This is a genomic window from Rhodococcus sp. OK302 (assembly GCF_002245895.1).
GTDB lineage: Bacteria > Actinomycetota > Actinomycetes > Mycobacteriales > Mycobacteriaceae > Rhodococcus_F.
In genome coordinates this window covers 412,603-427,048 of the sequence record NZ_NPJZ01000002.1, presented here as the reverse complement: position 1 = coordinate 427,048, position 14,446 = coordinate 412,603, and the positions used below count along the sequence as shown (strand labels likewise).

At 60.9% G+C, this 14,446-nt stretch carries 13 protein-coding genes; 2 read left to right on the top strand and 11 right to left on the bottom strand.

The genetic code is table 11. The features are described from left to right. Positions 1-195 precede the first annotated feature (195 nt). On the top strand, positions 196-717 hold the full coding sequence (locus BDB13_RS29805; protein WP_254923121.1) for a transcriptional regulator: 522 nt from the start codon (positions 196-198) through the stop codon (positions 715-717). A gap of 330 nt (positions 718-1,047) precedes the next feature. On the opposite strand, the gene BDB13_RS29800 is transcribed toward BDB13_RS29805, so the two are convergent. The 11 genes from BDB13_RS29800 to BDB13_RS29750 all read right to left on the bottom strand — a co-directional run bounded on the left by BDB13_RS29800 (position 1,048) and on the right by BDB13_RS29750 (position 12,774). Continuing rightward, positions 1,048-2,028 carry a hypothetical protein gene (locus BDB13_RS29800; protein ID WP_094275612.1) on the bottom strand — a complete coding sequence of 327 codons (981 nt, stop codon included), beginning with the start codon at positions 2,026-2,028 and terminating at the stop codon, positions 1,048-1,050. Positions 2,029-2,037: 9 nt separating this feature from the next. After that, the gene (locus BDB13_RS29795) at positions 2,038-2,229 is read right to left on the bottom strand and encodes a hypothetical protein (protein WP_094275611.1); all 192 of its coding nucleotides are present in this window, start codon (positions 2,227-2,229) and stop codon (positions 2,038-2,040) included. 123 nt (positions 2,230-2,352) lie between these two features. Beyond that, positions 2,353-3,708 carry a glycosyltransferase gene (locus BDB13_RS29790; RefSeq protein WP_094275610.1) on the bottom strand — a complete coding sequence of 452 codons (1,356 nt, stop codon included), beginning with the start codon at positions 3,706-3,708 and terminating at the stop codon, positions 2,353-2,355. After that, positions 3,705-4,289 (bottom strand): exosortase/archaeosortase family protein, encoded by a 585-nt coding sequence (locus BDB13_RS29785; RefSeq protein ID WP_094275609.1) that lies wholly within the window; start codon positions 4,287-4,289, stop codon positions 3,705-3,707. Before BDB13_RS29785 ends, BDB13_RS29790 begins: the two co-directional genes overlap by 4 nt. Beyond that, positions 4,286-5,896: a glycan biosynthesis hexose transferase WsfD gene (gene wsfD, locus BDB13_RS29780; RefSeq protein WP_094275608.1), complete on the bottom strand. Its 1,611-nt coding sequence runs from the start codon at positions 5,894-5,896 to the stop codon at positions 4,286-4,288. The genes BDB13_RS29785 and wsfD overlap by 4 nt, the downstream gene beginning before the upstream one ends. Next, entirely contained in the window at positions 5,893-6,675 is a 783-nt protein-coding gene (locus BDB13_RS29775) for a septum formation family protein (RefSeq protein WP_176459802.1), read from the bottom strand. Before BDB13_RS29775 ends, wsfD begins: the two co-directional genes overlap by 4 nt. A 167-nt stretch (positions 6,676-6,842) precedes the next feature. Next, a complete protein-coding gene (locus BDB13_RS29770) occupies positions 6,843-7,982 on the bottom strand; it encodes a DUF7927 domain-containing protein (protein WP_141210766.1) in 1,140 nt (379 codons plus the stop codon). 388 nt (positions 7,983-8,370) lie between these two features. Next, a complete protein-coding gene (locus tag BDB13_RS29765) occupies positions 8,371-8,814 on the bottom strand; it encodes a DUF2020 domain-containing protein (protein WP_176459801.1) in 444 nt (147 codons plus the stop codon). Positions 8,815-8,909: 95 nt separating this feature from the next. Beyond that, a complete protein-coding gene (locus BDB13_RS32495; protein WP_094275604.1) occupies positions 8,910-9,065 on the bottom strand; it encodes a hypothetical protein in 156 nt (51 codons plus the stop codon). 4 nt (positions 9,066-9,069) lie between these two features. Continuing rightward, a complete protein-coding gene (locus BDB13_RS29755; RefSeq protein ID WP_094275603.1) occupies positions 9,070-9,930 on the bottom strand; it encodes a class E sortase in 861 nt (286 codons plus the stop codon). 15 nt (positions 9,931-9,945) lie between these two features. Then, entirely contained in the window at positions 9,946-12,774 is a 2,829-nt protein-coding gene (locus BDB13_RS29750; protein ID WP_094275602.1) for a helix-turn-helix transcriptional regulator, read from the bottom strand. Positions 12,775-13,100: 326 nt separating this feature from the next. Between BDB13_RS29750 and wecB the strand changes: the two genes are divergently transcribed. Further along, on the top strand, positions 13,101-14,309 hold the full coding sequence (gene wecB / locus BDB13_RS29745) for a non-hydrolyzing UDP-N-acetylglucosamine 2-epimerase (RefSeq protein ID WP_217902181.1): 1,209 nt from the start codon (positions 13,101-13,103) through the stop codon (positions 14,307-14,309). Positions 14,310-14,446 lie beyond the last annotated feature (137 nt).

Sequence of the window (14,446 nt, the reverse complement as noted above, 5' to 3'; positions counted from 1 at the left end):
CGTTGAATATATTGGAGATGAGGCCACCATTATCCTCGCGCTGGCATTCAGATCCGTTGCCAGCATATAGAATCCGCCGAGCATGCTCACGTAGACTGAAGAGCAATCCGATGCGACGAATCGGCCCGTTCGCCGTCAAGATACTGCCGAATTCGATTGTCAGCAGCCACGACCGGCGTCCGGGGTTAGCGGTTCGTGAAAGGAATCTCTGCGGTCCGACTATCTGAGATCGACAATGCGCAAATACGCCAGAAAGAGAACATCGTGAAAAACAGATTCCAGCGCCAACTCAATACGCTCTTCTACGCGCGAGGGCGACCCACGAATGCTGTGGTGGCGAAAGCACTGGCTGCGAACGGGCACCCAATCTCGACGCCGTATATCTCGCAATTACGTTGCGGGAAGAGAACTTTCCCTTCCGGCAAGGTCGTAGCATCACTTGCCAAGTATTTCGACGTCCCACCCGAGTATTTCTTCGCCGCGACAAACGATGCAGGCAACATGTACTCACCGGAAGCTGACCGCCAGGTACTTCATCAACTCGAAGCTGATCATCTGCGCGAACTCGGAAGTTTGGCCGTCGACTTGTCGCCCGCATCCCTGGACCTGCTAGTGAAGATATCCGAGCAACTACGATTGTCTGAGCGATTGCCACGCGTACCGCCGGACGCAACCCTAACTTTCAAGGGTTTCAGTCGACATCTGAATGAACGATAGCGTCGCGTCTAACGAATAGTCCACTCCGGCAAGACGAAACAAGTAGACGAAGGCTGGCTTCTCGCGCACTCACTTTGCTGGAGAAGCCAGCCTGTTCTTCTTCACGCTCATCTCAAATTTTGGGGAGCAGTTCATTCCCCTCGATGCATCCGGGCCATGGCACCAGCCGACACACGGTTCCGGACACGACCAGTTTGGCTGGCAGCCTCGCCGACAGTGCGTTCTCGCCAGCACCGCCCTCTGATGCGTTCATCGCTACCCGCGTGGGTTCAGTACTCGCGTTCACGAGTACTGAAGCCCTCCTGCTGGAACAGCTTTCGCGCAGTTTCGCTAGCCCACGACCACGATGCGGCCTCCGGGACCAAGGGGCTTGCCTGGCAGCACCTCGGCTGAGGTCCAATTGTGCGCCAGGTAAGCGTCGACACGCGTGAGGAGTCCGGTCCGGCAGCCGGGTTCCACTCCTGCGCACCCGGCCGCGTAGACGATGCCCAATATCTCGATCGTGCCGTCCATACGTGGCACCCAGACCGGGTTCCCAGAATCGTTGACAGCGACTGCGGGCACCCCCGTATCGAGATCGACGAACCTGCAAGTCGCACTCGACGTCGGACACGGTTCGATCAGCCGGCCGCACCGGACATTGCCGGCAGCTGCCGTGTACTCGGAGGCGTACCAGTCCGCACCGGTTTGGCACACCACCGTACCCATGCCGAGATCGCCTGCCACCGAGGATATTTCCGCCACACGCGGTAATGAAATTTGCTCGGTACCGTCGATGGAGGGAACCTGCACGCGTTCGAGCGCGACTGCGTCCGCCGGCGCAGTCGACAGTTGCAGGAACGGCGCGATCAGGGCGGTCCCGGTGTCAATCATTGACATATCCGGTCCGGATCCACCGGCAGGCCCGGAGAACTCCGGGTCCCAGGTCCGGGTGCTGTGGCTGACGACGGCCCGGCTAGGCGCTGAGGATCCGAGTTGGAGACCGGCTCCGACTTTTCCGGCGACGTGCCCGGCGGACAGCAAGTAGTACGAGCCGTTTCGTTCGAGAGCGATCGAGTACTTTCCCCACTGTGCCTGGGCCGCACCAGGATATGTGTTGTAGGTGACAAACGGTCCGGCCGAATCGGCCAGTTCGTCGTTGGGTTGTGCCGGGGGCTCCGAAGCTGGGGAGACAGTGTTCGTCGTCGTCGGCGGTGACGACGTTCTCAGACGTTCGGGTTCGTGTCCTGTCGTCCCCCAGCTGAGGAGTAGTGCTGACCCGCACGCCGCGGATATACCGGTCGCGAGTATCGACCGCCGCCACCTCGTCATCGTGATCGGTTACGCCATGTCGGGCAGTTCGTTGGCCCGTACTCGTGATGCTCGTAGGAGCAGAAGGCCAGCTGCCACGACTATCAGCATCAGCATCGCCGCACCGGCGACAGGAAATCCTGTGAAAGCGAGACTTCCGGCACCGCCGACCATCGCCGCTCCGCCGCCCGCAGTAGGTCCGCCGCCAAGCCCTGTGTACATCTGAACTCCTCGATTCCTCTGACTGTGATCGTCGCTTTCGATACTGCTCGGTGTGGACAGCCACTGACAGTGGGCGGACGTCCCGTGCGGAGGCTGTACGCGGTGCCGCACAGGGTTCGCAACTCACACCCCGGCGGGTTCGCGTTCGGCATTGCGTTTGGTCTTCACCCAATCGCTCTGCTTACTCGCCAAGCGTCCGAATGCGCGCCAGGCCACGACGTAGGACATCATCATGTACCCGACGTAGGCGAGACCGAGCCCGAATCCCTGTAGCCACGACAGTTCCGGGGCGCTGCGCTTGCGGTAGAGCGGACCCCAGATCGCAAATTCACCCACGCCGAGAATGAGATACGAAATGAGCAGCGCCCAACCGCCGCTCACAAAATAGGCCTTGAAGAACTCGGGATAGTTCACCATGTTCCACACCATGACCAGCAGCGGAAGGGGGTAGACGATGGTTCCCATAATCTGCAGCCAGGGAGTGAGCATAAAGTAGGTGATCTCCCAGGCGCCCAGGTTCGTCACGCGCCGCGACCGCCAGATCGCGGGCAGGTACCGGACGCATTGCATTCCACCCTGAGCCCACCGAACACGCTGCCGAACAAGGGGTTTCAGCTCGGGTAGCGCCTCCTGATCCACCCAACTGGCGGTGGTATAGGCGTTACGCCAGCCGAGCAGGATCAGATGCAGACCCAACTCGAAGTCCTCGAGCAACGCCCCGTGCCACGGCTCACCGAACCGCGCCGCCACCGCGTCGAGAGCCGACAGCCTGCTCAGTTGGCCGTTACCTCCAATGCTCACCGTGCGCGAATACCGCCGAGCCATCTGCATCGCAGAGATCGGACCACGAAACTCCATATCCTGCAACCGGATCAACGTCCTCGCGAAACTGTTCTTCCGCCGCTTTCCCGGTCCGAGTGGCAGCGGATCGGCGCGGTTGCTCATTCGCACCTCCACCTGCACCGAGCCGACGTAATCATTACCGAAAGCATCGGGACCGGCCGAGATCTCCAGCATGTTCGGCGCGGGTCGGCCGTCTGCGTCAACGATGCAGATAAGCACCTGCGACCGGTCGGCGCGGCCGGGCAGCCACTCGTTGATCCGGGCGTACCCGGCGTTGAGTGCATCGCCCTTCCCGGTCCGCGCGTTCGGGAGTAGTCGCGGTATGAGGTGAATCATCGGGTCGGAGAACATCATGTCGCGGACCACCTGTTTGGTCCCATCCTGCGAATCGTCGTCGATCACCCAGACGTAGCTGGTCGGGAAATGCTCGCGCAGGTAGGTCAGCGTGTGGCCGATGACCACTTCTTCGTTGAGGCAAGGGATCAGAAAATGCAACTCGAAGTCGTCAGGGTTTCCCGGCCGTTCCGTGGTGTGCCGTAGGAACGGGATCAGGATCGCCACAACGTACATCAGGAAGATGAGTCCGAAGATTAGTGACAGGACGATGGACAAGCCCAGGATGGTATCGAAAGTCACTGTTGTAGATCCTCTTTCAGACGTGCTCGAATCGGCGCGGCACCAGCCGCGACGGTACCGGCCATGCTGATCCAGCGACTGAACAACAGCAGTGTCACCGCGCCGCCGGCCAGCACTATCAGCGATCCGATGATGGTGTGGGCCAGCTCGAATCCCGAGCGGCCGCTATGAACGGTATAGACGCCGACTATGACGAGGCGGATCATGTTGACCGCCAACATGGCGACACAGCTGAGAAGCAGGCCGATCGTCATGTGCAGCAGTCGAACCCGACCGAAGTGCACGTATATCCCGGCGAGCAACAACATCGGAATGATCAGGAGTGCCGTGCTGCAGCCGGTGACGAGTTGGAGCGCGAACACTTTGTTGGTGCCGATCCCGACGTAGAAGACATCGGATCCGCGTGCCCATTTGGTCGGTGCACCGACGATTCCGTTGAGAAACGAGGCAAGGCCGGCCTCCCAGGCCCGAAACGCAGACTGTCTGGTCAGCAGCAGCAGCATCGCCACCGAGTACACGGCCACCCCCGCCCAACGCACCAGGGGAAGATCGGGTGTGCGCACCGTACGTTCCGCGTTCACCGGGAGGTTCCCTTCTCTCGTATTACGCTCGAACGCAATACGATCACCGAGTAGGCGCCGAGAATCAGTACGAGTCCGGTGGTGAAATCGGTCAGCATCAAGTGTTTGATCAGGTCCGAAGCACCCTCGGATAGATTGACCGCCCAGAACTGCGCGAGGGCTGCAACTGCCAGGAACAACCCGACCGCGCCGACGCTCCGGTCCTCCTGCGTCGTACAGACTTTCAGCACGATGACAAAGGCCAGGCACGAAGCAAGAGTCAGCACGATGATCAGCAACGGCAACGAAGAGAACATCATTCGCCACACCTGGTAGAACAGCGACACTCTCCACTCGAGAGTGTCCGGGCGGCCCGAGTACCACGGGTAGGAGTAGATGTAGTCGACGCGTAATCGTGCCATGCCGACCAGTCCCCGGCCCATCATCGAGAGAAGTCGGAACGGTTCATGCAGGTAGACCTGAGAGAAGAGATCCCAGGTCGAGGTCTTATCCAGAAAACCCTGATAGCCAGGCAGTTCGGTCACAGAGTTCGCTGAGTTGATCCGCGATCCACTACCGGAGATCAGCGTCGGGTCGAGACCGAGTCGCACCAGGTCCTGCTCGGGATTCTTACTGTGCGGCAGCATCTCGACGAACACCGCGTTGTACTGGTTGAGTTCGCCGAACCGTGCGGGCTGGGTACGCAGGTACTGCCCGACCGCGGCAATCAATCCACCGGACGCGGCGAGCGCAAACCATCGACCCTGCAAGAAGTATCGTTTGCCATGTTTCTGTGCGCCGACTCGGCGGCTGAGCATGAGCGGTACCGCGACCACAGCGTAGGTCGCCGCTTGCGTCTTGGTGGTCGCGGTGAACAACGCGATCGCCGCGATCACGGCGACATGCCACCAGTGCACCTGCTCGGCCCGCCACAGAGCGAGCGCTGCAACCATCAGCGCCAGCACGCCGAGAATCGCGCCGGTATCGCTGTAGGCAGAGACGAAGTAGCCGGCGAACGTCGCGTCGGCAACGATCAGCCAGACCCCGGTGACAACAAATCCCTTGCCCACCAATGAACCGGGAATCCACACGAACATCAGGGCAGCCAACACACCAAGCACAAGCGCACACACCACTCCCAGTGCCCGCAGATCCATGTCGCCGGGCAAACGCAGCAGTGGGGTCAGCCACTTCGCCAGTTGAAGCAGATAGAGCTGGGAGGAGTTGTAGGGCTGGCCGTAGGTGTTCCACGGGCAGTCCTCGCCGTACCACCGGTGGTCGAAGTATGTGGTGTACACCAGGTCGTCAACCGGGGTGTTGTAGGCATTTCCGGCGCGCAACCCGAGCCCACAGGTCAACCGTTGACCGTCACCCTGATCACTGAGACCGATTGCGCCACTGACGAACAGCCGCAACAGCAATGCTCCGGAAAAGGCAACTCCGACGCCGACAGATACCCAGCCGAGGCCGGTACCGTCCATACGGTATCCGGCGATCCGCGAGACACTTGCCAAAGCGGCCTGCAGACGTGGGCGCGGCTTGCGTCGCTTCGTACCCGGGACCAGCGCCAACGGATCATCCTCGAAGGTGCCACCGTCCGGCGCCTCGAGTTCGAACCTGGTACTCATGTCAGGCCACCACGGATCGTGCCGGTGGTGGTGCCGGATATCGGCCCGTACCAGCAGTCTGCCGATTCATCGGTGACCAGCGGCTTGATGACGAAGTCTTCGGGCGGCGCATCCGCCGTGTACTGCGCGATCACCGGCGCGCACGCCTCGAACGCGGCGTCGAGCCGGGCCTGAGCTCCACCGTGAGGCACCGGTACCGTCCCGGTCATCTCGGCGTCGTGCGGCTGATCGCAGGTAGTGGTTGTCTCGCCGGATCGGCAGAGTCGAACAGCGGCAGATTGCGTGCGTTCCATAATTTTTCGCAGTGACCCGGAAAACTCCGGACGACTCTCCGGGTGTTGCGGATCCTGAACTCCGAGCGAACACACCACGGTGCGTAGCCCGCCCGCCCACTCTTTCTGGGTCGGGTACTTCGACCACACCGAAATCCCGAACTGGTAGTCGAATTCGCGTGCACCCAGGTAATCGCGAATCCCGGCCCAGGGGCAGACATCGGCGGCCTGAAGGTGTTCGAGTGCATTCGACGGACGGTCGGGTGCAGTGAGCAAGTCCTCCGGCAGAGTGCCGAAACCGTAGACCTCGAGCTGATGCGGGTAGTCGCAGTTCACCCACGGGGAGACATTGCTCAGCGAGAGCATCTCCTCGGCAGTCTCGCGAACGTAACAGGTGCCGGCTGCCGCCTGGTACGTCGGCAATGCCTCGTCGGACCCTGCGCCACAGGCGCTTCCGAGTGCGATCACCATCGCCGTTGCAATGACCGCCCTGATTAACCTATTCACCGACACCACTTCCTCATATGCCGGCCTCACTCGGAGCATCGGTCAATTTGCGAACGCTCGAACTGTACTGAGTCGCATGGTCATTGCCGGTGCGCAAACAGCACCGGTACGGGAACGTGCACGTGATCTACGCGATCCCGCACCGGCGTAAGGTTTCAGTCAGTTGCTCAGTCGGTTACAACCTTGCGACGCCGGACCATGACAAATCCGCCTGCACCGAGTGCGACTGCCGCGCCGGCACTCAAGGCAACTGCCGGGTTCACCAACGGCACTGCGGCGCTGTCGGCGCTGGGAACCTCTGTGCACAACGGCGTTCCCGCGCAGCCGGTCGGGGGTGTGGTCGGCGCGCTTCCGGCCGCTGTGACCTGTGTAACCAGGCTGTGATCACCCTGGTTCGCATAGGGTTTAACCACCACGGAGTAGGTAATTGTCACGGTTTGACCGGGCGCCAACGACCCTGTCACGCCGTAATCGACTCCGGCACCCGGTGTCAGGGTGAGCGCAGGATCTCCGCTCGTCGGTCCGGAAACCAGGTCGGCGTCGTCGAGGACGCCCGAGAGCACCAGCACGTGATTGACCGGGACAGGTAGCTCACCGGTGTTGGTGAAGGTCGTCGTGTAGTTGACGACCTGCCCACCCTCGACCGGCGTCGAGGTATCCGAGGTGTGTGTCACCTCGAGGACGCCGGGAGAGGGAGTCTCAAGCTTCAGGGAGATATTGTCGGCGTAGGCATCGTTATTGGTGCCTTGTACACGCGTGAATGTAGCAGTGATCAGGACCGATCGTGTATTGACAGGGATCTTCAGCGACTTCTGGCGATGGACGAATCCGCTAATGTTGCCGCGCTCCGTATTCGTGACGGGATCGAGGACGGTTGTCGCGATGATGCCGCCGGACGCGTTTTTGAAGGCGTAGGTCAAACCTACGTTGTCCGGTTGCTCCTCGTATCCGCCGAGGTAGGCGGACATGTCAGCAGTAACCAGTCCCGCGTCGATGAGCGTGGCCGATGGCGACAAATTCACGGTCTGGTTCATCTTCGACTGCGCCAGCCCGGCTCCCCCCCACCACAGATTGACGCCGCCATTATAGGAGGGGGGGTGTCCGTTGAGCGGGTTGGCTTGTGTCGCGGGTGCGCCTGCCCACCCTGTTTTTCCGTTTTCGCCGCCACCGTTGACGACCAGTTCACCTGGCTGCGTAGCCACCGGAGCCGCTCCTGCGGGTGCCGCGCTGAGCAGCCCAGCCGCACCGATCGTCAGTGCTGCTGCGGCAAGGCCGGCTGTTCGCCACACCGTTGAAGATCTCTTCACGAATCCACTCCAAAGTTTTCGAGGCAGAGCGAAGTTGTATGGAAGGCCATGCGCTGCTGCCGAATCCGGCCGTGCTGAAGATTACGGACAGTCCAGCACCTGGACGCAGCGTCCGAGCGAATCGGGCGCGATCCCGCCCCCGTTGAGGCGGGAATCCCGAGAGAATCAGGTGAGGGCGTGAATCTTCCGTCGATAACGCGCCGCAAACGTTTCCCGGACTGCGATCAGCGTTGTAGTCCGGGGACGCCGACTGCGGGCTGACCTTCGTCGCCACAGTGGGGGCGTCGGTGGCGCGGCTGTAGTGTCGGTGGCAGTGTTGTCGAGGCGCAGGATGTCACAAACGAGCGAAACCGCCACTCCTACAGGAGTGTCTTCGGTGCGTCGTCGACTACAGTCCGAGTTCGTCGATCGCGGCGACTGCAAGCCGCTGTGCCTTCACTGATTGTGGTTGGGTCGTCGTCACAAGCACCGCAATCGCACCTTTGGCCACGGCGTAGACCGCACCCTCGTCCCCACCGGAACGTCCACCGGACCAGCCCGTCGGCTCAGCGGCCGGGGCGGTGTTCGAAATCGGTGCGGACCGGTTCACCAGTTCTGCAGCCACCATGGATGATTCGCCGTGATGGACCCATACCGAGACTATGATGTCACCGGCACCGTCGATGAAAAAGCAGGCGGGCGGTTGCACGCTCAGATCGAGCAGGACCGAGTCGACTCGTACACCATTGAGAGACTCGACGTTATACGCGGTCAGGTATGGACAGACACCGACCGTGCCCGGATTCGGATTTGTCGGCAGACCATATCTGGTAGCTATCGCGGTGGTAGTCACTGCCGCGTTCAAATCCCCCTCTAGTGGAATCGAACACGCCGCAACCAGCCCCACCGTCAGTACCGCGCCAGTCCCGCGCGCAACACGCTTCCAGTTCACAGCACCGCTACCCGATTGAACGGCACGAAGGACTCGATTGCTGGGAACACCAGCAGCATCAGCAGTGCCACCACCAGACTGAACAGAAGCAGTGCAGTAACAAGTTTGGCGGGCAAGGGGGCAGGGAGTCGACGCCAGATCCAGCCGTACATGGCACTATCCTTCCGAGAGAACTGTCGGGGCAGAGTGCATCTGCGGGTCCTTGGGCGTGCTGTTTACCAACATCGCCTGCACCACAAGGCGATCGGTCGCGCTGAACCGCGGGGTGCAGGTGGTCAAGGTCAACAAGGCGACACCGCCCTCGGGCGCCTCCGCGTAACTCGGGTCCATCGGAACCGGGCTGATCACACCCACCTCGTTCGGATCGACCACTTGTTGGCCCAATGCCCGTTGGTAGGGCGCCGGCAGAGAAGTGACCGGTGTGGGATCAGCTGTGCACCGGGCAGGCTTGCGCTCGGTTCCCCATTCCGATGCTTCTGCCGCACTGGGCAGTACTCGGTACGTGTACCAAACGGTGAGGGTTTCGATGACCACCGCATCGCAAGTCTGCAGCGCGTCGATGTCGTTGAAAGGTGAGCCTTTCCCGACCCGGTGACCGGCCACCGCAAAGTTTCCGACCTGACCGGGGTCCGCGCTGCCCTCGTACTGTCCGGGCCCTACCTCCAGATCGGCGTCGGAGGTCCCTTTCACTACCGTCATCTGAAAATCGCTGCCGAAGCGAGGAATTCGTATCTTCGCGAAGCCAACTGGCCCATCGATCTCTGGCGCGGCCGAACGGAATTGGGCGGAATCCTGTTGTGCCCAGACCTGATCCAATTGTTCCGTGACAGTGCGCTGTTTACGGTCCGACGAAATGTCAGTCCAGTACACCTCGTAGACAATGAACAGTGCCCCGATCAGGCCGAGTGTCAGTAGCGCGTCGCCGAACCCGCGGTACCACTTTTGAGCTCTCGTCGCCGTCGTTTCAAGCACGATCGGGGTGGGGGCATAGGGCGAGGGTTGCCGTCTTCGATCCATCGGAAAGTGAAATCCTTAGACAGTGAAGTAGGACAGCGCAGGGCTGTGCGATTGGGCAAGGCTGTGCGATTGGGCAAGGCTGTGCGAAGGCCCTGAAACACGTGGCGAGTGCGAATCGTTTTTGATCGCTGCGTACAAGCCAGCGCGTGAACGGATACCGAGCTTGCGGAACATGCTGGTCAGATGCTTCTCTACCATACGTTGCGAAATGTACAGTTGCGCGCCGATATCCCGGTTCCGCATTCCCGTGACCACAAGATTAGCGACCTTGCGTTCGGTATCGGTGAGGGCGAGTAGCCTTGGGTCGTCTTGCGCTTCAGTCGAGGAAGTTTCGGTCCAGGACCAGCGTCCGCCGTCGATCCAGCCCTGCGCCCCGACCCTCTCGAACAATGCGTGAGCGGTACGCTGCCGCCGCCGACTCTGAGCGATTTTGCCATGCGCGCGCAGTCGATCCGCATAGATTGCCAGAGTCCGTGCCCGCTCGAGTGCTGGGACTTCCAGTTCGCGCGTACCGAGAGCGAGCTCCAGCAGTTCGACACAAGAGTCGATATCAGCGACCAGCAGACGACCCCGGGCAAGAAGTGCCGAGATCAACGGTGTTGCACAGGAACGCAAACGACGTGTACTGAGGTCGAGAACCCGCTCAGCGGACGGCCGATCATCCATCATCATCAACGCCTCTATCAGATCGATGTACCGTCGCGTCTGCCAGATTCCGCTATGCCGATCGACGTGGTCGATGCTCTGTTCGAGCAACATGACGGCACGATCCGCATTCCCGCGCATCAACGCATTCTGCCCCAGCGCACCGAGCAGTCGGGCCCCGATACGGCTTGCACTACCGACACCTCCTATTGGGAGTACCTGGGCGGCAACACGATCAGCCTCCTCGAACCTTCCCAGCACTCCCAGAATCTGCAACTGCTGGCTGATTCGGCGCGACGGTAAGTGGTTACGAGCGGGAATGATCGCCTCTGCGCGATCCCAAAGTGTTTGAGCTACCAAGACATTGCCGTTCAACAGTTCGAGATCTAATTGTGGAAGCAGCAGATTGGTGCGCGTGAGTGGAGGTTGCTCGGAGTCAGGAAGGTCGCTTGCAAACTCGAGACGATCACGCGCCTCCCCCAATCGTCCGAGTCGGCCAAGGAGTGATGCCGAAATGATCGCCTCACTAACGCTGCGCCGCGAGAAACTCGACTGCGAGTCCGACTCGTCGTGCAGGGCCAGCGCGAGCGCCGGATTTTCCGCTTCGACCGCGAGCGTCACCTCCGCCAAATTGCACCATGCCGGCGCTGCGACTATCGGAGCTTCGGAGTTGGCCCGCATCAACTGGATCAAGGACTCGAGGCCGTCGGTGCGATGGTGTTCTAGCTGAGCGAGAATTGCGAGCGCTGCCAGTGACCTTGCCCCGTCGGGATCGAAATCGCCGATTGACACCGCAGCGGCCGTGACCCGTTCGAGGTTCATCGGTTGATCGGTAAGGTGACGCACCTCGAGCTTGACCCGCTCCACGAGCGCTCGATGTAGAGACCCTGGATAGTCGCGCACCACCGCGTCGGCGAATTCGTCTGCATCCGTGAGGAATCCGTGTAACATTGCTAACTTACACGCCAGCGCCAGGAGTCTCGCTCGTCCATCGCCGGTGTGCGTCGCTGCTGCTTCTCTCAGCAGACTCAACGCTTGCGCACAGGACTGGTCTCGGGCGAGGCTCGTAGCTCTGGCTAACACCATCTCCACTTCGTCCACAGGGTCGCCAATTCCTGGCATGTAGGCATCGACGGTGCTGCATCTGGCAAGTCCGCCACGTGCGATCACTCGGCGTGCTTCTGCGTCGTGAGTCGGTGTTGTGATCGTTCTGATCGCCCACCTGTCCAGGTCGCTGCCGATACGCAACTGGTCACCGAATTGTTCGATGCACCGGAGTTCGATCATCGAGGACACCTCCGCCTCGGCAGGAGCGGAGACAGCATCGCCGGAATCGCTCGTTTGCGCAATCTTTTCCGCGTCGCGTACCGAAATCGACTGCACGAGCGCCAGTACTGTCAGCAAGGTGCGCTGATTTTCGGTCAGTCGCGCACCGGCTCGTGCCCAACGCTCGATGCGCTCCGCCGAGACGGTCATCGGATATCGGAGCGCCGCCAGACCCGTGATCTGGTCTTCTGTGAGTGCCCCGCAGAGTTCCAGAGTGTCGCCAGGATTGCCCGCCGCAGCTCGATGCAGCTCCATCACCAGCGCCGGCGCGGGTCGTCTACCGAGCGAGGCTGTCGTCAGCGCCGCAGTGTCCGTGACGCTTCGTTGCAGTACCGGAATCTGAGAAAAGGGCAGAAACTGCGCCGGCCGCTCAAGGCGCGAGACGAGGATCAACAGCACCTGGTGATTTGCCAGTCGGCGGCCCATATACCCCAATAGATCCAGAGAGGAATCGGGCAGTCGGTCGGCATCGTCGATGACGATCAGCAGAGGGGCTGATTCTCGCGTGTATTTTTCGATCACATCGAGCAAGTGCTCACCTCTGGCACCGACATGTGTATCGGGAGGGAGGGGGCCCCTTGCCTTAGGTTCTCCGTCAGGTTTCGCGAGAGCAAGATTGTCGAACCTCGCCAACAAAGCTGCGATGCTGACGTCGATGGACTCGTTGGTATGCCCCGAGCCAGTGAGCGAGATGGTGCGAAACGGCTTCGGCCGACCAACTTCTCCGAGTATTCGAGTTCGTCCCGAGCGCGGTGCACCGAACAACACCACAGCGGCGCCCCGCCCTGACTGCGCCGCGTCCAGATGTCCGTTGATTCGGCGAATGGTTACGTTCAGCCGGCTCGCTCGGGCGTCGGATCCAAGGTTGATCATGGCAGTATCTATTCCTCAAATCTCTGTTTTCTTAGCCGACACTGAAATCTATGGATATCGGAATAGCCTCAATGCCAGAATTATTGTTACCTACGCAAACTAACTCTCCGCGGAGAGCAAACTTACCCACGAAGGGTGAGGTTCGGGGTGAATTATGTTGCATTGAGTTCAATTTCGCACGCTACCGTACGACGCCCGCATCAATCAGTGCGGCCGACCACATGAAACCCGCACAAACCTGCGGCCGGGCGGTTACCTCGGAGCAGACTCGGCAAAGCACGTCCGCTTGACCCTGTGCAGACCGAATCATGTTCGAGGAGTGCGTAGTGAAGCCAAGTTCGGCACTGACAGCGTTGCGTCCACGGATTGCCGTCATTTACGGAACCAGACCGGAAGCGATAAAATGTGCCCCCCTGATCAAGGCCATCGAGGCACATCCAGGCCTCGATGTCACCGTAGTGGTGACCGGGCAACACCCCGAGATGGTCAACGAAGTGCATCGGATCTTCGAGATTCACCCGGATCATGACCTAGCCCTTATGGAACCCGGCCAGCCCCTCGGTCGACTATCGGGAAGGGTCACCGTGGCGATCACCGAGGTTCTGCGTCAGTTCCGCCCCGACATCGTGGTCGTCCACGGCGACACGTCGAGTTCGACGGCCGCGGCATTGGCCGCCTTCAGTGAAGGCATTCCTGTCGTGCACCTCGAGGCGGGGCTTCGCTCGCACGATCTTCGTAATCCGTTCCCTGAGGAGGGAAACCGGCGTATGACCGCAGCGATCACCTCGCTGCACCTGTGCCCAACCGAATTGGCCCGGCAGAATCTACTTGCCGAGCGAATTCCACTGAACAACATCGCAGTGACCGGCAATACCGTGGTTGACGCGCTTCTGACGACTGCCACGAACACCGATACACCGGATAACCGGGCGCTCAGATCTGCCCTTGACAGCGGTTTGCGTGTCGTGCTGCTGACCCTGCACCGGCGCGAGTCGTGGGGAAAACCGATGGAGGCGGTCGCGAGTGCCGTTCGGCAGATCGTCGACGCAGTGCCGGACATCGTCGTGTTGTGTCCGATGCATCCGAACCCTGCGGTCCGAGCAACCCTAACCGAGCGCCTCGGTGCGCACGAGCGGATTCTGCTCGCTGAACCACTGGCCTATCGCGATCTTGTCGCTGCGCTCAAACACACGTACCTCGTGCTGACCGATTCTGGCGGAATCCAGGAAGAGGCACCGACATTCGGCGTACCGGTACTGGTGCTGCGGGACACGACCGAGCGACCCGAAGCGATAGAGGCAGGCTGTGCGAGACTCACGGGCACCGCACCAGTCTCAGTCTTTGCCGACGCCACCCGACTGCTGCTCGACGAGAACGCTTACCGAGCGATGGCGCACGCAGGCAACCCGTACGGCGACGGCCACGCTGCCGCCCGCGCAGTTGCCGCTATTGCCGAATTAGTGGGCGTTGGAAAACGATTGCCGGACTACGAGGTCAAAACCCCTGCCGATCGGGTCAAACCGCTCCACGTCTGATCGGTGTTTCCTCCCAGGTGTCGACGTATTACTTGCGAGGCCTGTCGATCTCGGATGACATCCGGCAAAGAGCTGGCTTCACTCGGCGCTCACTCCGGTCTGACGCGGTCCGGGCAGTTTCCGATTCAGCCGCATTC